The following is an 18,047-nucleotide window of genomic DNA, read 5'->3' on the forward strand; positions in this document are numbered from 1 at the left end:
TCTGGTGGAACCTGATGCCCGAACCCGTCGCCGAACCGGCGCTCACTGGACTGCGCCTCAATCTGCGGATTGTCTCCGTCGTCATTTTTAACTTTGCCAGCTATCTCACCATCGGCTTGCCGCTGGCGGTGCTTCCCGGCTATGTGCATGATGTAATGGGCTTTAGCGCTTTCTGGGCCGGCCTGGTGATTAGTCTGCAATATTTCGCCACGCTGCTCAGCCGCCCGCACGCCGGGCGCTATGCTGACCTGCTGGGGCCCAAAAAGATCGTTGTCTTCGGCCTCTGCGGCTGCTTTTTAAGCGGCCTGAGCTACCTGCTTGCCGCCTGGAGCAGCGGCTGGCCGCTGGTTAGCCTACTGCTGCTATGCCTGGGGCGGGTCATTCTCGGCATCGGCCAGAGCTTTGCCGGCACCGGCTCGACGCTGTGGGGCGTCGGCGTTGTTGGGTCGCTGCATATCGGGCGGGTGATCTCGTGGAACGGCATTGTGACCTACGGGGCGATGGCGATGGGCGCCCCGCTCGGCGTGCTGTGCTATTCGTACATTGGCCTCAGCGGCCTGGCTGGGGTCATTATGGCGGTTGCGCTGGCGGCTATCCTCTGCGCGCTGCCCCGCGCAGCGGTGAAGGCGGCGAAAGGCAAAGCGATGTCGTTTCGCGCGGTGCTCGGGCGGGTGTGGCCCTACGGCATGGCGCTGGCCCTGGCCTCCGCCGGTTTCGGGGTTATCGCCACCTTTATCACGCTGTTTTATGAGGCCAAAGGCTGGGACGGGGCGGCCTTCGCCCTGACGCTGTTCAGCTGCGCGTTCGTTGGCGCGCGGCTGCTGTTTCCCAACGCCATTAACCGCTTCGGCGGGCTGAACGTGGCGATGCTCTGCTTTAGCGTGGAGATCATCGGCCTGCTGCTGGTCGGCTTTGCTGATACTCCGCTGCTGGCGAAAATCGGCACCTTGCTTACCGGGGCCGGGTTCTCGCTGGTCTTTCCGGCGCTGGGCGTGGTGGCGGTGAAAGCGGTGCCGCAGCACAAACAGGGGTCGGCGCTGGCCACCTATACCGTGTTTATGGATTTGTCGTTAGGCGTCACCGGGCCGCTGGCCGGCTTGCTGATGGCGTGGACCGGGATCCCGGTGATATATCTGGCGGCGGCGGGGCTGGTGATGGCGGCACTGCTGTTGGGCTGGCGGCTAAAAAAACGGCCCCCGGTCAGCGAACCGGAGGCCGTCGCACCAGGCCAGTAATTACTGGATGGTGAGGGTGCTGATGATGCTTTCCGCTTCGGTCTGCGCCTGCTGCTGGTTGTCCGCCGGCAGGGTGACCTGCAGGGTCAGCAGTTTGTCATCCACTTTGCCGAGCAGTACGGAAGACCACGCGGTCTGCCCCTTGGCGGAGATGATGCTGTCCAGCTGCTGCAGGGTATGACCTTTGATCTCCAGCGACTTATTGCTCACCACCTGCAGCTGCGGGTCGCGGCTACGCTGCTGATCTTCCAGGCGTTTCGCCAGCACCGCCAGGTCTTCATTGGTGCTGTCGCCGACGATGACGATGACTGCTTTCTGGCCGGTGGCGTCAGAATAGACGTGCATGTTGTTCGCCTGAGTACCCAGTTTGCCGCTCTGGTCGGCCATGCCCGCAGGCAGGGTGAAGCTCAGTTTGCCATCCAGCAGGCTGATCGCCTGGCCGCTGGTGTTGCTCTCCGCTGCTGCCCCAACGGTTGGCGCTTTTGAATCGCTGTTATCGCAGGCGGCAAGCCCCATCACCAGCAGGCCAATACCGACATATTTAACCAAATTGCGCATTGACATCTTCCTTTCGATAAACGGCCACTAATGGCTCATCCGGCTATCTTAACACATCAGTCCGCGAGTACCTTTAACTCGGCTGCAATGCCGACAAATCAGATTTATCCGCCAGCCTTTTCAACAGCATATTTAACAGCACGCCGTACATCGGCAGGAAGAAAATGATGCTGATAAGCACTTTAAAGCTGTAGTCGACGAGGGCGATTTCCCCCCAGTGAGCGGCCATAAACGGATCCGGGCTGCGCCAGAAGGCGATGAAGAAGAACGCTACGGTATCGCTGATGTTGCCGAACAGCGTCGAGGCGGTGGGGGCCAGCCACCAGTGACGACTCTGCCGCAGGCGGTTGAAGACGTGGACGTCAAGGATCTGCCCCAGCGCATAGGCCATAAAGCTGGCGATGGCGATGCGCGCGACGAAGAGATTAAAGGTGCCCAGCGCGGCGAAGCCCTGCCACTCGCCCATGTAAAACAGGGCGGAGATGGCGTAGGAGATGACCAGCGCCGGGACCATCACCGCAAAAATAATGCGTCGCGCCAGCGGTGCGCCAAAAATTCGCACCGTCAGATCGGTGGCGAGGAAGATAAACGGAAAACTGAACGCGCCCCAGGTGGTATGGAAACCAAAGATGGAGATCGGCAGCTGAACCAGATAGTTGCTGGAGGTAATCACCAGCAGATGAAATAGCGAAAGCCAGACGAGCGCTTTTTTGCGCTGTACGGTAGTAAACGGATTCATATTGTGACCTTTTTATGCCCGTCATGCTTCAGGTAAATGAGCAATCGGCAGCGGAACGTTGGGGTGAGGGAACCCAATTAAAAACGGCTGCATGATACTGCGTTGCCGGCGTAATGCAATGGTTGTTTTTCGCGCAAACGTTAACCTGGCTTGCGTACTGGCGAGCAGGGGGTAAACTAGGGCCGTTTTGTTGACGTGAGACTAAAATGAGCGAACTTTTCTCCACTCCTGACCACACTCTGGATGCCCTGGGACTCCGCTGCCCGGAGCCGGTCATGATGGTGCGTAAAACCGTGCGGACGATGCCGGTGGGCGAGACGCTGCTGATTATTGCTGACGATCCGGCCACCACCCGCGATATCCCGGGATTCTGCCGCTTTATGGAGCATGAGCTGGTGGCCCAGGAAACCGAAGCCCTGCCGTACCGCTACCTGATCCGCAAAAGCCACTGAGCCTCTCCCGGATGGCGGCGCGCAGCGCCTTATCCGGGCTACCCGACGGTCCGGAACCGTAGCCCTGCTAAGCGTAGCGCGAGCAGGGAATACCCCGGATGGCGGCGCGTAGCGCCTTATCCGGGCTACCCGACGGTCTGGAACCGTAGCCCTGCTAAGCGTAGCGCGAGCAGGGAAGCCGGTATCTATGCTACAACTTCTTACGCAATAACCGCAGCGCGTTAGCCGTTACCAGCACGGTGGCGCCGGTATCCGCCAGCACCGCCAGCCACAGACCGGTCAGGCCGAGCAGGGTGGTGACAAGGAAAATCCCCTTCAGCCCTAAGGCAATCGCGATGTTCTGGCGGATATTGGCGTGAGTCGCCCGCGCCAGGGAAATCATCTGCGCCAGGCCGGTCAGACGGTTGTGGGTCAGCGCGGCGTCGGCAGTCTCCAGCGCCACGTCGGTACCGCTGCCCATGGCGATGCCGATGGTCGCCGCTTTCATCGCCGGGGCGTCGTTGATGCCGTCGCCGACCATCGCCAGCGGCGCATCGGCATTCAACGCCATCACCGCTTCGACTTTGTCCGCCGGCAGCAGGCCGGCGCGGAATTCCAGCCCCAGTTCGCTGGCGATGGCCGCCGCGGCGCGCGGGTTATCCCCGGTGAGGATCACCCCCTGCACCCCCAGCTGGTGTAAGGCATCCACTGCCTGACGCGCGTCGTCGCGCAGGGTGTCGCGCAGCGCCAGGATGCCGAGAAGCGTCTCGCCGCGCATGACCAGCACCACCGTTTGCCCGGCGCTCTCCAGCTGCTGGATCTGCGCCTCATACTCTGCCGGGGCGGCTTTGCTGGCCGCGCAGATTAAAATCCGGCTGCCGTTGACCTCGGCTTCGATACCGGAACCTGCCAGCGCCCGCTGGCCGCTGGCCAGCGGAATGCTCAGCTGGCGCCGCTGCGCTTCGCGGACGATGGCCTGCGCCAACGGATGGCTGGAGCCTTGCTCCACCGCCGCCGCCAGCGCCAGCAGCGCGTTGTCGTCATTCTCAGCCGTGGTGATGACCGAGGTCACCTGCGGCTGCCCGACGGTCAGGGTGCCGGTTTTATCGAACGCCACCTGGCGCACCTGGCCCAGCTGTTCCAGCGCCGCGCCGCCTTTGATCAGCGCCCCGCGTCGGGCGGCGACCGCCAGGCCGGAGGTGATGGCCGCCGGGGTGGAGATGACCAGCGCGCACGGGCAGCCGATCAACAGCAGCGTTAAGCCTTTATAGATCCATGGCAGCCAGGCGCTGGCGAAGAACAGCGGCGGGACAATGGCCACCAACAGGGCCACCACCATAATGGCCGGAGTGTAGATCCGGCTGAAGCGGTCGATAAAACGCTCGATCGGCGCCCGACGTTCCTCCGCCTCTTCAATCAGCTTCAGGATGCGGTCGATGGCGCTGTCGCCCGGTTCGGAGATCACGGTCAGCTGCACCAGGCGGTCGACGCTGGTGGCGCCCGCCGCTACCCGTTCTCCGGCCTGGCGCTCCACCGGCACCGACTCGCCGGTCAGGGCGCTTTCATCAAAGCTGGCAAACGGCGACAGCAGTTGTCCATCCGCCGGCAGACGCCCGCCGGCAGCCACTTCAATCACATCTCCGGGACGCAGGTCACGCTGGGCGACGGTTTCCCGCACGCCGTTGCGCAGACGGATGGCGGTGTCGGGCTTCAGCGCCATCAGCGCGCTCACGCCCTGCCGCGCGCGGCTGGCGGCCCAGCCTTCGAGACGCTCGCCGATCAGGAACAGTAGCAGGACCATCGCCGCTTCCGCGGTGGCGCCGATAAACAGCGCCCCGATGGCGGCGACGCTCATCAGCGTTTCAATGGCGAACCAGCTCCCGCTTTTGATCAGGCGCAGCGCCTGACGGGCAACCGGCCACAGGCCGACCAGGGTGGTGGCAACAAAGGCTAACTGACCGGCGGGGTGGTTGGCCTGCTCCAGCCCCCAGCTCAGGGCCATCATAATGACCAGCGTCAGCAACGGTAAATTGTCGCGCAGCCGCGAGCCCTGCGTTTTCTCTGACGCGGAGGCATCGGCATCGCGCAGCGTATAGCCTGCCTGACGTACCGCCTGCTCAACCTGAGCGCGAACGTCGCCTTCGGCGTTAACCAATAATTTTTCCGTGGCGAACAGCACCTGAACCTGACTGACGCCGGGCACCTGACGAACCGCCGTTTCCACCTTGCGGGCGCAGGCGGCGCAGTCCATGCCGGCAACCTGCCAGCTGTAGCGGGCGTCGCTAAGCGCTTCGGCGGCTGGTGCGGTCTCTGCGGCGCAGGCGTGGTCTGTGCAGCAGCTCTCCGCCGGGGCGGGCGCTGGCCGCATGGTGAATGACGAGAATTGTGGGACTTTTTTATCCTGCGCGTCTGGAGTCGACATGGCACCCTCCGGTAAATGATAATTTTCTCATTAGCCGTAGGATACACTCTGGAGTCGACTCCAGAGTCAAGGACTAAATTACAGGTACAGTGCGCGCACGATGAGGAAGTGGCCGGCAAAGTAAAACGCGGCGGCAATGGCGTTATCGGCGCGGAAACGGCGACGATAGTGACTTACCAGCCACACGGCATTGCTCAGCAGCAGCAGAGCGGCGCCGGCGAAACCGGACAGCGCGGTGTTGGTAGGGCGGGCAAACCATAGCTCACCGGCCAGCCAGACCATCACCAGCGTCATGCCGATAAAGGTCAGCACCGGCATTTTCATCTCTTCCAGGCGGCTCCAGATCACCGCCATCAGCAGGGCGCCGAATACCAGCAGCACCAGCGGCAGCGGCCAGAAGAACGACAGCGTCAGCTGGCTGGCAAACCAGATGGTATACAGCAGATGCGACAGGAAGAAGGCGCCCACCGCGTACATCACCCGCTGACGCGGCAGCAGGGTGAGGGCGTCGCCGAGCAGCGAGGCGCACAGGCCAGCCAGCACCAGGTAGCTGATGGCATTGAACATCGGCGCCTGCCAGGCCAGCAACAGCAACAGAATCAGGGTGACAGGTTTAAATACCCAGCGTCGCCAGGCCGGCCCGCGATAGGATGCATCGACATAAAGCCATGCGGAGAAACAGACAGCAATAAATGACCAAAGCATAGTAAGTCCCTGTATCTGTTATCATAAAGAAAGTTACGGATGCGTGAAGCTACCACTCAGTGTAGTGGTTTGGCGCAGCAGATGACAATGTTATTCCAGTCGCAGTATGCTGATTCCTGATATTTTTTATGGGTAACCTTAATGAGTAAAATGCCGCTCTTTTTTGTTCTGGTCGTCGCGGTGATTGTGGTGGCGGCTTCGTTTCGCTATGTGCAGCAGCGCCGCGAAAAACTGGCGAACGACGCCGCGCCGGTGTTGCAAAAGCGGGTGATCGTCAGCAATAAGCGGGAAAAAGTGATTAACGATCGGCGTTCGCGCCAGCAGACGGTGACGCCTGCGGGCAGCGAGATGCGCTATGAAGCGAGCTTTCGCCCTGAGAGCGGCGGGCTGGAGGTGGTGTTTCGCCTTGACGCGCCGCAGTATCATGCGCTGAGCGTCGGCGATCGCGGGATGTTGCGTTATAAGGGCACAGCGTTCGTGGCGTTTACGCCCGATCCCTGAGCCCTTGTCAGGACTATTTCTTCAGCGTCGCCTTCAGTTTTTTCTGCCAGGCGACGAGCTCAAACACGCCGAAGATAAAAATGCGGATTTGCTCAAAGCGGCCCAGCGGCGGGGCATCTTTCGGCTGCGTCGCCTTGAGCAGCGTCAGCTGCAGGCCATGCATCAGGATCATAAAAATCAGCGCGACGTTGACGAAGATATTCAGCGGCTTCGGGAAGGGCTGAAACAGATTCAATAACAGAAAGGCCCAGACGCACAGCATCAGCAGGCGGCCTAAATTAATCAGCATGGTGCTCTCCTTGGGCCTCACGTTGGTAAAGACGGTACGCGACCTGTCCGGCCACTTTTTCACGATACAGATGCCAGTTTGCCGGTACCGGCGGTAAACCGTTTTCGACTTCGCTTTCGACGTACACCAGGGCCTCATCGGCCAGCCAGCCCTGCGTTTCCAGCAGGCGCAGCGTCTCCTCCAGCAGCCCCTGACGGAACGGTGGGTCGACGAATACGATCTCATGCGGCGTGCCCGGTTGGCTCAGGAAGCTGAGGGTGTTGGTCGCGATCACCTTGCCGCGATCCGCTTTCAGGGTGGCCAGGTTTTTTTGCAACTGCTGAGCGACGCCGCGCTCCATCTCCAGTAGCGTAGTGCTGGCCGCATAGCGGGACAGCGCCTCAAGCCCCAGCGCGCCGCTGCCGGCAAAGCAGTCGAGGCAGTGCGCGTCAACGATGGACGGCGCCAGCCAGTTAAAAAGGGTTTCGCGAACCCGGTCGGTGGTCGGCCGCAGGCCCGGGCTCTCCGGCACCGGTAATTTACGGCCGCGCCATTGCCCGCCGATGATGCGGATCTGACCGCTGCCCGCGTGGTTTGGTTTTTTCATCTCTCTGCTCAAGTCTCAACTTCCGGCCTGCTATTCTAGCGATCGACGGCGGTTGACGAAACCTTAATCCGGGGGCGGTGCTGCGAGTTAAGTTAAGTGATAGACTATCCAACTAATTTCATCATTTTTTCAGCTTCTGATGAAGCTGCGCCATGAATAAACAGCGAGGAGTGTGGTCGCAAATGGCAAAAGAGAAAAAACGTGGCTTCTTTTCCTGGCTGGGCTTTGGACAGAAAGAACAGGCACAGGAAACCGAGACTGAACAAAAAGTAGAAGAACAACAAGCGGTTGCCGATGAGACGCCGGCGGCGGAAACCCCTGCCGAGCCGAGCGCGCCGAAAGCGGACCCGGAGGCGTTTGCCGAAGAGGTCGTCGACGTCACCGAGACGGTGGTCGAAAACGAAAAGGCCCACCTTGCGGAGCCTGCCAGCGCGCAGGAAGAAGAGTGGGTGGAAGCGCCTGCTCTGACCGAAGAAGCGCCTGTTGTTGAACCGGATCCCGCAGTCAGCGAACCGCCTGAACAGCCTGCGGTGGTTGAGTCGCTGGCGGAAGAGGTTATCGCCGAACCGGTGGCGGCGGAGGTCGTGGCTGAGCAGCCTGTAGAGGATGCTGTTGCCCAGCCGCAGGAGACGGAAGCGCCGGAAGAGGACGCGCCGTTAAGCGATGAAGAGCTGGAAGCGCAGGCGCTGGCGGCCGAGGCGGCAGAAGAGGCGGCGGTGGTGGTGCCGGCGCCAGAAGACGAGGCGCCGGTGGAAGAACTGGCCCAGGAGCAGGAAAAACCGACGAAAGAAGGCTTTTTTGCCCGCCTAAAACGTAGTCTTCTGAAAACAAAAGAAAATCTCGGTTCCGGATTTATCAGCCTGTTCCGCGGTAAGAAGATCGACGACGATCTGTTTGAAGAGCTGGAAGAGCAGCTGCTGATCGCTGATGTCGGGGTGGAGACCACCCGCAAGATCATTACTAACCTCACTGAGGGCGCCAGCCGTAAGCAGCTGCGCGATGCGGAGGCGCTGTACGGCCTGCTGAAAGAAGAGATGGGTGAGATTCTCGCCAAAGTGGATGCGCCGCTGAACGTTGAAGGCAAAACGCCATTTGTTATTCTGATGGTCGGCGTGAACGGGGTGGGGAAAACCACCACCATCGGCAAGCTGGCGCGTCAGTTTGAGCAGCAGGGCAAATCGGTGATGCTGGCGGCGGGGGATACCTTCCGTGCGGCGGCGGTAGAACAGTTGCAGGTCTGGGGGCAGCGTAACAATATCCCGGTGATCGCCCAGCACACCGGCGCCGATTCCGCTTCGGTGATTTTCGACGCCATTCAGGCGGCGAAGGCGCGCCATGTTGATGTGCTGATTGCCGATACCGCTGGGCGTCTGCAGAATAAATCGCACCTGATGGAAGAGCTGAAGAAGATCGTCCGGGTGATGAAAAAGCTGGACGTCGACGCGCCGCATGAGGTGATGTTAACCATCGACGCCAGCACCGGGCAGAATGCGATTAGCCAGGCCAAACTGTTCCATGAGGCGGTAGGTTTGACCGGGATCACCCTGACCAAGCTGGATGGCACCGCCAAAGGCGGCGTGATCTTCTCGGTGGCCGACCAGTTCGGCATTCCGATTCGCTATATTGGCGTCGGCGAGCGTATTGAGGATCTGCGTCCGTTTAATGCGGGCGACTTTATTGAGGCACTTTTTGCCCGAGAGGATTAAGAATGATTCGCTTTGAACAAGTCAGCAAAGCCTATCTCGGTGGGAGACAAGCGCTGCAGGGGGTGAACTTCCACCTGCAGCCGGGCGAGATGGCGTTTCTGACCGGCCACTCCGGCGCAGGGAAAAGTACCCTGCTGAAGCTTATCTGTGGTATCGAACGGCCCAGCGCCGGCAAAATCTTCTTCAGCGGTCATGAAATCAGCCGCCTGAAGAGCCGTGAGGTGCCGTTCCTGCGCCGCCAGATCGGCATGATTTTCCAGGACCACCATTTGCTGATGGATCGCACCGTGTATGACAACGTGGCGATCCCGCTGATTATCGCCGGCGCCAGCGGCGATGACATTCGTCGCCGCGTCTCGGCGGCGCTGGACAAGGTCGGGCTGCTGGACAAAGCGAAGAACTTTCCGATTCAGCTCTCCGGCGGCGAGCAGCAGCGCGTGGGGATCGCTCGCGCGGTGGTCAACAAGCCGGCGGTACTGCTGGCGGATGAACCGACCGGTAACCTCGACGAGGCGCTCTCGGAGGGGATTTTACGTCTGTTTGAAGAGTTTAACCGCGTCGGGGTGACGGTACTGATGGCCACGCACGATCTGGGGCTTATCTCCAGCCGTCCGTACCGCGTGCTGACGCTCAGCGACGGCCATCTGCATGGAGGCATTCGGGGTGAATAAGCGCGACGCAATGAACCAAATCCGCCAGTTCGGCAGCAAGTTCGATCGCCTGCGCAACGCGGCGGGCGGCGGCGGCGGCGGGCGCAATGCGCCAAAACGGCCGAAAGCGGCGCCTAACCCGGCCTCGCGTAAGAGCAACGTGTTCAACGAGCAGGTGCGCTACGCCTGGCACGGCGCGCTCCAGGATTTAAAAAGCACACCGCTGGCCACCTTCCTGACGGTGATGGTTATCGCCATCTCGTTGACCCTGCCAAGCGTCTGCTACATGGTCTACAAAAACGTCAGCAGCGCGGCGTCACAGTACTATCCCTCGCCGCAGATCACCGTGTATCTGGAAAAAACGCTGGATGACGACGCCGCGGCGCGGGTGGTAGGTCAGCTGCAGGCGGAGCAGGGCGTCGACAAGGTGAACTATTTGTCACGTGACGAGGCATTGGGTGAATTCCGTAACTGGTCCGGCTTTGGCGGCGCCCTGGATATGCTGGAAGAGAACCCGCTGCCGGCGGTCGCCATCGTGGTGCCGAAGCTGGATTTCCAGAGCACGGAAGCGCTGAACACCCTGCGCGATCGGGTATCGCGGATCCAGGGGGTCGATGAGGTGCGGATGGACGACAGCTGGTTTGCCCGCCTCTCCTCGCTCACCGGGCTGGTGGGCCGCGTGTCGGCGATGATTGGCGTGCTGATGGTGGCGGCGGTGTTCCTGGTGATCGGCAACAGCGTGCGCCTGAGCATCTTCGCCCGCCGCGATACCATTAACGTGCAGAAACTGATCGGCGCCACCGACGGCTTTATCCTGCGTCCGTTCCTCTACGGCGGGGCGATGCTGGGCTTCTCCGGCGCGTTTTTATCGCTGATCCTGTCGGAGATTCTGGTGATGCGCCTCTCGTCGGCAGTGACCGAAGTGGCGAAGGTGTTCGGCACCCAGTTTGAGCTAAGCGGCTTAGGCTTTGACGAGTGTCTGCTGATGCTGATCGTCTGCTCGATGATTGGCTGGGTGGCCGCCTGGCTGGCGACAGTGCAACATTTACGTCACTTTACTCCCGATTAAAAAAAGCGTGATATAATCTTTCCCTGCTGCAATGAGTTCCTGTTCGCAGGGAAAGATACCGCAAGCTTGTTCTCCTTTTCCTGCCCTCACTTTTTCATCGTGGTGTCACATTTTGTGCGTAATTTATTCACACCGTTGCATGGAACTTGTGGATAAAATCACTGTCTGATACTAATGTGAGTGATATTCTCGTTGCTCATGAATGCTGGCATGCTTGTTGCCTGATGGGGACAAGACCACGTCAGAAGATATCAATTGAGAGGATTTGAATGACCAAAGAAATGCAAACTTTAGCTTTAGCCCCCGTTGGTAACCTGGAATCGTATATCCGGGCCGCTAACACTTGGCCGATGCTGTCGGCTGATGAAGAGCGGGAGCTTGCTGAAAAGCTGCATTACCAGGGCGATCTGGAAGCAGCGAAAAAGCTGATTCTGTCTCACCTGCGCTTTGTTGTTCACATTGCTCGTAACTACTCGGGCTATGGCCTGCCGCAGGCGGATCTGATCCAGGAAGGCAATATCGGCCTGATGAAAGCCGTGCGTCGCTTCAACCCGGAAGTGGGTGTGCGCCTGGTCTCCTTCGCCGTGCACTGGATTAAAGCCGAAATTCACGAATACGTGCTGCGCAACTGGCGTATCGTGAAGGTCGCTACCACCAAAGCACAGCGTAAGCTGTTCTTTAACCTGCGTAAAACCAAACAGCGTCTGGGTTGGTTCAACCAGGATGAAGTGGAAATGGTGGCCCGTGAGCTGGGCGTGTCGAGCAAAGACGTCCGCGAGATGGAATCCCGTATGGCGGCCCAGGACATGACGTTCGACATGTCGTCGGACGATGAATCCGACAGCCAGCCGATGGCGCCGGTCCTGTATCTGCAGGACAAAACGTCAAACTTTGCCGATGGAATCGAAGACGATAACTGGGAAGAGCAGGCGGCGAATAAGCTGACTGACGCGATGCAGGGCCTGGACGAGCGTAGCCAGGATATCATCCGCGCCCGCTGGCTGGACGAAGACAACAAGTCCACGCTGCAGGAGCTGGCTGACCGCTACGGCGTCTCCGCAGAGCGCGTGCGTCAGCTGGAAAAGAACGCCATGAAAAAACTGCGTGCAGCGATCGAAGCCTGATACGCCACCCCTGCCTGACGCCAGGCAACCCGATAACGCCCCGCCTCAGGTTGGGGCGTTTTGTTTTTCTGCGCCATCCATGGGCCGCAGCACCTCTGGACAGTGCGTCCGCAGGCAGCCGATCAGCACGCTGAATGCCGGCGCCATCTGCTCCTCGGGCTGGCTGGCAAATCCCATCAATAATCCTTTCTTACGCGCCGCCGTCAGGTAGTAGCGCGAGAGCGGCCGCACCAGAATGTGGCGCGCATTGGCCTCGCGGGCGATCGCCACATCGTCAGCCTCTTCCGGTAAATTGAGGATCAAATGCAGCCCGGCATTATCGCTGAAGTCCGACAGGGCGTCGGGCATACAGTGCCGCTGAATCAGCTCGGTTAAAAAGGCGCGGCGACGGCTGTAGAGCAGGCGCATGCGGCGGATATGGGCCGAGTAGTGACCAGCGGTAATAAACTCCGCCAGCGCCATCTGGATCAGCGAATGGCCGCCGCGGTAAAGCTCGGCGTGGGCGTGCTTCAGATCGCTGACCAGCGGACGGGGGATCACCACATAGCCCAGACGCAGGCCGGGATAGAGCGTTTTACTGAAGGTGCCGATATAGACCACCGGCGCGTCGGCCACCAGCCCCTGCAGGGCGGGGATGGGCTGGCCGGAAAAGCGAAACTCGCTGTCATAATCATCTTCGACGATCCAGCTCCCCTGCTGGCGGGCGAGCGCCAGCAGCCGCTGACGACGTTCAAGGCTCATCACTGCGCCCAGCGGATACTGGTGAGAAGGGGTGACAAAGATGAGCCGCGGCGCATCGTCAACCGTTTCCGGCGGACACAGGCCGTTGGCATCGACGGTCAGGGGCTCCGCCCGGACGTCGTTCATCGCCAGCAGGTGGCGAATGCCCCAGTAGGAAGGCTCCTCCACCCACGCCAGATCGCCGCTGTCGCACAGCATGCGGGTGACCAGATCGATAGCCTGGTGGATCCCCTCGGTGATAAGAATTTGATCTGCCTGACAGTGGACGCCGCGCGATACCCGCAGATAATCCACCAGCGCCTGCTGCAGCTCCGGGGTACCGCCGTTGCAGCTGTAGCTGAGCCGCTCGGGCTTTGGCCGACGGCTGATGCGCGCCTGGATCTTGCTGAACAGCGGATGGGGAAAGGCGTTAACGTCCGGTACGCCGGGAATAAACGCTCCCCACTGGCGCGGGCTGGCGCTGACCTGGCCGAGCAGGTGCTGGCCGCGGCGTGAAAGATGCGCCGTCGATGTCGCGATGCTGCTGTTTTCCCGCTCACCCTTAGCGGTCAAGGAACTTTCAGAGGCGGTTTGGGCAACGAATGTTCCGCTTCCCCGACGGGAAACCACATATCCTTCCGCCAGTAATTGTTCATAAGTTGTTAATATGGTGTTTCTTGATACGCCGAGTTCTCCCGCCAGGTCCCGCGACGGCGGCAGGCGGCTTTGCGGCGCCAGCGAACCGTCAAGGATCGCGCGGCGAAGCGCGTTGTATAAGCGTTTGTGCAGAAGAGGGTCGCGCTCTTCCTGCAGACGGACCAGCACCAGGTCACCCACCAGCGAACGCAATTGGATCCCTCAGATATTCAAAATTGGTACTCGATTATAGGGCCAACTCCTGTGTAAATAAACGACATCGTTTCTAATTTGTTGCGATAACGTGACATACACGACAGGAGATTCGCAGGTGAAAAGCTCAGAACTGAATCAACGTCGCCAGCAGGCGACGCCGCGCGGCGTAGGCGTAATGTGTAACTACTTTGTCGAGAAGGCGGAGAACGCCACGCTTTGGGATATCGAAGGCAATGAGGTGATCGATTTCGCCGCCGGTATCGCCGTGTTAAATACCGGTCACCGTCATCCGAAGGTGGTCGCCGCGGTCGCTGACCAGCTGCAGGCGTTCACCCACACCGCCTATCAGATTGTGCCGTACGAAAGCTATGTCACGCTGGCGGAACGTATCAACGATCTGGCGCCGATTGACGGGCCGGCAAAAACGGCCTTCTTCACCACCGGCGCGGAAGCGGTCGAGAACGCGGTGAAAATTGCCCGCGCTTACACCGGTCGTCCGGGGCTGATAACTTTCGGCGGCGGTTTCCACGGCCGTACCTTTATGACCATGGCCCTCACCGGTAAGGTCGCACCCTACAAAATCGGCTTCGGGCCGTTCCCGGGCTCGGTGTACCACGGTGTCTACCCGAATGCGGCGCATGGCGTGACCACAGCGGATGCGCTGAAAAGCCTGGAGCGCATTTTCAAAGCGGATATTGCGCCGGATCAGGTCGCGGCCATCATCCTCGAGCCGATCCAGGGGGAAGGCGGCTTTAACGTCGCGCCGGCCGATTTCATGCAGGCGCTGCGCGACCTGTGCGATACCCACGGCATTCTGCTGATCGCCGATGAAGTGCAAACCGGTTTCGCTCGTACCGGCAAGCTGTTCGCCATGCAGCATTATGATGTGAAACCGGATCTGATGACGATGGCGAAAAGCCTCGCCGGCGGTTTCCCGCTGTCGGGCGTCGTTGGTCGCGCCGAGGTAATGGATGCCCCAGCGCCAGGCGGACTGGGCGGGACCTATGCCGGTAACCCGCTGGCGGTGGCCGCGGCGCACGCGGTGCTGGATGTGATTGCCGAAGAGCAGCTGTGCCAGCGCGCTGAGCAGCTGGGTAGCCATCTGAAGGAAGTGCTCAACCAGGCGCGCGCCACCTGTCCGGCGATTGTCGATGTCCGCGGCCGGGGGTCGATGGTGGCAGTGGAGTTTAACGATCCGCAAACTGGCGAGCCGTCGCCGGAGTTCACCCGCCAGGTGCAACAGAGAGCGCAGGAGAACGGCCTGCTGCTGCTGAGCTGCGGCGTCTACGGCAACGTGATCCGCTTCCTCTATCCGCTGACGATTCCGGACGCCCAGTTCTCGAAAGCGCTGGATATTCTGGCGCGCGTACTGAAGAGCTAACGTCTCCCCGGCGGGCTGCGGCGGCAGGGAAGCCGAACAGAAACAGGACGCCGCAGCTGGCTGTTCATGCTCAGCGTGAGTGGTTTATCACCCTGATATCACCTTTTTTCCGGCGGAGAAAACCGCCGGAGTAAAACGGAAAGTATTATGTCTGAAAACTCCACCTTTTCTCCCGTCCTCACCGGCCGGGAACGTACGGCTGTCCCTGCAAAATCTCTGAGCTTCGTCGAAGGGGTATCGATGATTGTCGGTACCAATATTGGCGCGGGTGTCCTCTCTATCGCCTATGCGTCAAGCAAAGCGGGCTTCTTACCGCTGCTGTTCTGGCTGGTGCTGGTGGGCAGCCTGACCACGGTGACCATGCTCTATGTCGCGGAATCCACGCTCCGCACGCGTAAACATCTGCAGCTCAGCGGATTATCAAAGCGCTACGTCGGCGGCTTCGGCGCGCTAATGATGTTCCTCTCCGTCTGCGTCAACAGCGTCGGGGCATTGACGGCTTATATGACCGGCAGCGGCAAGCTGCTGCACTCGCTGTTTGGCATCTCGCCGGCGCTGGGCAGCGTGCTGTTTTTCGTCCCGGCGGCAGGGGTGCTCTATCTGGGGCTGAAGGCGATCGGCCGCGGCGAGAAATTTATCAGCATCGGCATGGTGGTGATGATCTCGGTGCTGGTGATTGCCACGCTGCTGAAAGAGACCACCCGCGTGGGCTATCTGCTCGACGGCAACTGGCTGTATATGGTTCCGGTCTTCAACGTCGTGGCGTTCTGCTTCTCGGCACAGTATATCGTCCCGGAAATGGCGCGGGGCTTCGCCGACAAACCGGAAAAATTGCCTAAAGCCATTATGGTCGGCATGGCGCTGACCTTTACCCTGCTGGCGCTGGTGCCGCTGTCGGTGATCTCGCTTAACGGCCTGGAGAATATTTCGGATGTGGCCACCATCTCCTGGGGCAGGGCGCTTGGCGAATGGGCCTTCTTCTCCGCCAACCTGTTTGCGCTGTGCGCGATGTTGACCTCCTACTGGGGACTGGGCGGCAGCTTCCTGACCAATATCTTCGATCAGTTCCGCCTGGGGAATGACGAACAGCCCGCCCGTCGCCTGATGGTGCTGCTGGTGGTGGCGATCCCGCCGTTCGCGCTGGCCTACAGCGGCATGGTCTCCTTCGTCAACGCGCTCTATTTTGCCGGGGTGTTCAGCGGCGTTATTTTATCGATTATGCCGATCCTGATGCTCAAGGGCGCCCGCCAGCGTGGCGACCTGACGCCGGGCTGGACCTGTCCGGCCTGGATGACCCATCCGCTTATCCAATGCTTCATTGTGTTGTTGTATCTTTGCAGCGCCGTCTACGCGATAGCGTCCGCGGTAGGCTACCTGCCCGCTGGCTGGTAATTAGGGCCTGTTTTGCACCGCGTCCGGTTCATGCTGGCGCGGTTTTTTTATTTGTCACTTATCTGTTACATAGCCCGCAATTTAGTCGTTTCAAATTCCTCAGAATGACGGTATGTTTAGCATAGTGTGCTGCAAAAGCGCGAGCAGCCCCCGGTAGATTAGCTATCATATGCTTTTCCTATCGATATAAACAAAATAATGCGCTAACAAACAACATCACAACAAATGCAAAAACCATAATAATGGGGAGCCTCAGGATGAATATGAAGGGTAAAGCGTTACTGGCAGGATGTATTGCCTTAGTTATGAGCAGCGCGGCGCTGGCGGAAGATATCAAAATCGCGGTAGTCGGGGCGATGTCCGGCCCGGTGGCCCAGTACGGCGATCAGGAATTTACCGGCGCCGAGCAGGCGGTAGCGGATATCAATGCTAAGGGCGGCATTAAGGGCAATAAGCTGCAGATCGTAAAATATGATGACGCTTGCGACCCGAAACAGGCGGTAGCGGTCGCCAACAAAGTGGTCAACGACGGGATCAAATACGTTATCGGCCACCTGTGCTCCTCTTCCACTCAGCCGGCGTCTGATATCTATGAAGACGAAGGCATTCTGATGATCACCCCGGCAGCAACCGCGCCGGAGCTGACCGCGCGCGGCTATAAGCTGATCCTGCGCACCACCGGACTGGACTCCGACCAGGGACCAACCGCGGCGAAATACATTCTCGACAAAGTGAAGCCGCAGCGTATCGCAGTGGTGCATGACAAACAGCAGTATGGCGAAGGTTTGGCCCGTGCGGTGCAGGATGGCCTGAAAAAAGGCGGGGCGAACGTGGTCTTCTTCGACGGGATCACCGCCGGTGAGAAAGACTTCTCCACGCTGGTAGCGCGCCTGAAGAAAGAGAATATCGACTTCGTCTATTATGGCGGCTATCACCCGGAAATGGGCCAGATCCTGCGTCAGGCCCGCGCTGCCGGTCTGAAAACCCAGTTTATGGGCCCGGAAGGCGTAGCGAACGTCTCCCTGTCTAACATCGCCGGCGAGTCGGCGGAAGGTTTGCTGGTGACCAAGCCGAAGAACTACGACCAGGTGCCGGCGAACAAACCGATCGTGGATGCGATCAAGGCGAAGAAACAGGATCCGAGCGGCGCCTTCGTGTGGACCACCTACGCGGCGCTGCAGTCGCTGCAGGCAGGCCTGAATCAGTCTGACGATCCGGCGGAAATCGCTAAATACCTGAAAGGCGTGACGGTAGACACCGTGATGGGCCCGCTGTCGTGGGATCAGAAAGGCGACCTGAAAGGGTTCGAGTTCGGGGTCTTTACCTGGCATGCTAATGGTACGGCGACCGACGCCAAATAATTTAACCGGCGCCTTTCACGCTGCAAATGCGTTGTCTGCGGCCCTCAACCCCGGTCACTTACTGATGTAAGCTCCCGGGGATTTCGGGTCTTGACGCCTTTTTGCCACGCGAAATGCTGGGTTAAATGGGCGGGGCGCCTTTCACGCTGCAAATGCGTTGTCTGCGACCCTCAACCCCGGTCACTTACTAATGTAAGCTCCCGGGGATTTCGGGTCTTGACGCCTTTTTGCAACGCGAAATGCTGGGTTAAATGGGTGGGGGCCTTTCACACTGCAAATGCGTTGTCTGCGGCCCTCAACCCCGGTCACTTACTGATGTAAGCTCC

The 18,047-nt window shown here is 59.9% G+C and carries 17 protein-coding genes; 10 read left to right on the forward strand and 7 right to left on the reverse strand.

Translation table 11 applies throughout. The features are described 5' to 3' along the window. Positions 1-14 precede the first annotated feature (14 nt). Positions 15-1,235 (forward strand): MFS transporter, encoded by a 1,221-nt coding sequence (locus ABLV76_RS11710; protein ID WP_348878323.1) that lies wholly within the window; start codon positions 15-17, stop codon positions 1,233-1,235. Here the strand turns inward: ABLV76_RS11710 and ABLV76_RS11715 are convergent, their stop codons facing one another. Both ABLV76_RS11715 and ABLV76_RS11720 read right to left on the reverse strand, forming a co-directional pair. Continuing rightward, the gene (locus ABLV76_RS11715; protein ID WP_023291237.1) at positions 1,236-1,793 is read right to left on the reverse strand and encodes a DcrB family lipoprotein; all 558 of its coding nucleotides are present in this window, start codon (positions 1,791-1,793) and stop codon (positions 1,236-1,238) included. 73 nt (positions 1,794-1,866) lie between these two features. Further along, a complete protein-coding gene (locus ABLV76_RS11720) occupies positions 1,867-2,532 on the reverse strand; it encodes a 7-cyano-7-deazaguanine/7-aminomethyl-7-deazaguanine transporter (RefSeq protein WP_004202088.1) in 666 nt (221 codons plus the stop codon). Positions 2,533-2,738: 206 nt separating this feature from the next. Between ABLV76_RS11720 and tusA the strand changes: the two genes are divergently transcribed. Then, positions 2,739-2,984, forward strand: a complete 246-nt coding sequence (tusA, locus tag ABLV76_RS11725; RefSeq protein ID WP_002920858.1) for a sulfurtransferase TusA — start codon at positions 2,739-2,741, stop codon at positions 2,982-2,984. 190 nt (positions 2,985-3,174) lie between these two features. Here the strand turns inward: tusA and zntA are convergent, their stop codons facing one another. Together zntA and ABLV76_RS11735 are read right to left on the reverse strand one after the other, a co-directional pair. Then, entirely contained in the window at positions 3,175-5,385 is a 2,211-nt protein-coding gene (gene zntA / locus ABLV76_RS11730; RefSeq protein ID WP_135683833.1) for a Zn(II)/Cd(II)/Pb(II) translocating P-type ATPase ZntA, read from the reverse strand. A gap of 78 nt (positions 5,386-5,463) precedes the next feature. Then, positions 5,464-6,090, reverse strand: a complete 627-nt coding sequence (locus ABLV76_RS11735; RefSeq protein ID WP_004173987.1) for a lysoplasmalogenase — start codon at positions 6,088-6,090, stop codon at positions 5,464-5,466. A 150-nt stretch (positions 6,091-6,240) separates the two neighbouring features. Between ABLV76_RS11735 and ABLV76_RS11740 the strand changes: the two genes are divergently transcribed. After that, entirely contained in the window at positions 6,241-6,591 is a 351-nt protein-coding gene (locus tag ABLV76_RS11740; RefSeq protein ID WP_074377636.1) for a DUF2500 domain-containing protein, read from the forward strand. 13 nt (positions 6,592-6,604) lie between these two features. On the opposite strand, the gene ABLV76_RS11745 is transcribed toward ABLV76_RS11740, so the two are convergent. Together ABLV76_RS11745 and rsmD are read right to left on the reverse strand one after the other, a co-directional pair. Then, positions 6,605-6,880, reverse strand: coding sequence for a DUF1145 family protein (locus tag ABLV76_RS11745; RefSeq protein ID WP_004202092.1), 276 nt, complete (start codon positions 6,878-6,880; stop codon positions 6,605-6,607). Further along, complete coding sequence (gene rsmD, locus ABLV76_RS11750; protein WP_017899982.1) at positions 6,870-7,466, reverse strand: 16S rRNA (guanine(966)-N(2))-methyltransferase; 597 nt, start codon at positions 7,464-7,466, stop codon at positions 6,870-6,872. Before rsmD ends, ABLV76_RS11745 begins: the two co-directional genes overlap by 11 nt. A 182-nt stretch (positions 7,467-7,648) precedes the next feature. Here rsmD and ftsY point away from each other — a divergent pair, with 182 nt between their 5' ends. The 4 genes from ftsY to rpoH all read left to right on the forward strand — a co-directional run bounded on the left by ftsY (position 7,649) and on the right by rpoH (position 12,015). Further along, positions 7,649-9,172 (forward strand): signal recognition particle-docking protein FtsY, encoded by a 1,524-nt coding sequence (ftsY, locus tag ABLV76_RS11755; RefSeq protein ID WP_049002846.1) that lies wholly within the window; start codon positions 7,649-7,651, stop codon positions 9,170-9,172. Between the two features lie 2 nt (positions 9,173-9,174). Next, entirely contained in the window at positions 9,175-9,843 is a 669-nt protein-coding gene (gene ftsE / locus ABLV76_RS11760) for a cell division ATP-binding protein FtsE (RefSeq protein ID WP_004202097.1), read from the forward strand. Continuing rightward, a complete protein-coding gene (gene ftsX, locus ABLV76_RS11765; RefSeq protein ID WP_002920816.1) occupies positions 9,836-10,891 on the forward strand; it encodes a permease-like cell division protein FtsX in 1,056 nt (351 codons plus the stop codon). Before ftsE ends, ftsX begins: the two co-directional genes overlap by 8 nt. Before the next feature lie 269 nt (positions 10,892-11,160). After that, entirely contained in the window at positions 11,161-12,015 is an 855-nt protein-coding gene (gene rpoH / locus ABLV76_RS11770) for an RNA polymerase sigma factor RpoH (protein WP_002920815.1), read from the forward strand. A 45-nt stretch (positions 12,016-12,060) separates the two neighbouring features. On the opposite strand, the gene ABLV76_RS11775 is transcribed toward rpoH, so the two are convergent. Next, positions 12,061-13,584 (reverse strand): PLP-dependent aminotransferase family protein, encoded by a 1,524-nt coding sequence (locus tag ABLV76_RS11775; RefSeq protein ID WP_004202101.1) that lies wholly within the window; start codon positions 13,582-13,584, stop codon positions 12,061-12,063. A 118-nt stretch (positions 13,585-13,702) separates the two neighbouring features. Between ABLV76_RS11775 and ABLV76_RS11780 the strand changes: the two genes are divergently transcribed. The 3 genes from ABLV76_RS11780 to livJ all read left to right on the forward strand — a co-directional run bounded on the left by ABLV76_RS11780 (position 13,703) and on the right by livJ (position 17,721). Further along, positions 13,703-14,968, forward strand: coding sequence for a 4-aminobutyrate--2-oxoglutarate transaminase (locus tag ABLV76_RS11780; RefSeq protein ID WP_053809899.1), 1,266 nt, complete (start codon positions 13,703-13,705; stop codon positions 14,966-14,968). Between the two features lie 147 nt (positions 14,969-15,115). Next, positions 15,116-16,360 carry an amino acid permease gene (locus ABLV76_RS11785; RefSeq protein WP_017899980.1) on the forward strand — a complete coding sequence of 415 codons (1,245 nt, stop codon included), beginning with the start codon at positions 15,116-15,118 and terminating at the stop codon, positions 16,358-16,360. Between the two features lie 257 nt (positions 16,361-16,617). Next, positions 16,618-17,721 (forward strand): branched chain amino acid ABC transporter substrate-binding protein LivJ, encoded by a 1,104-nt coding sequence (gene livJ, locus ABLV76_RS11790; RefSeq protein ID WP_043522566.1) that lies wholly within the window; start codon positions 16,618-16,620, stop codon positions 17,719-17,721. Positions 17,722-18,047 lie beyond the last annotated feature (326 nt).

Source organism: Klebsiella sp. GB_Kp047 (assembly GCF_040065235.1).
Classification (GTDB): domain Bacteria; phylum Pseudomonadota; class Gammaproteobacteria; order Enterobacterales; family Enterobacteriaceae; genus Klebsiella; species Klebsiella quasipneumoniae.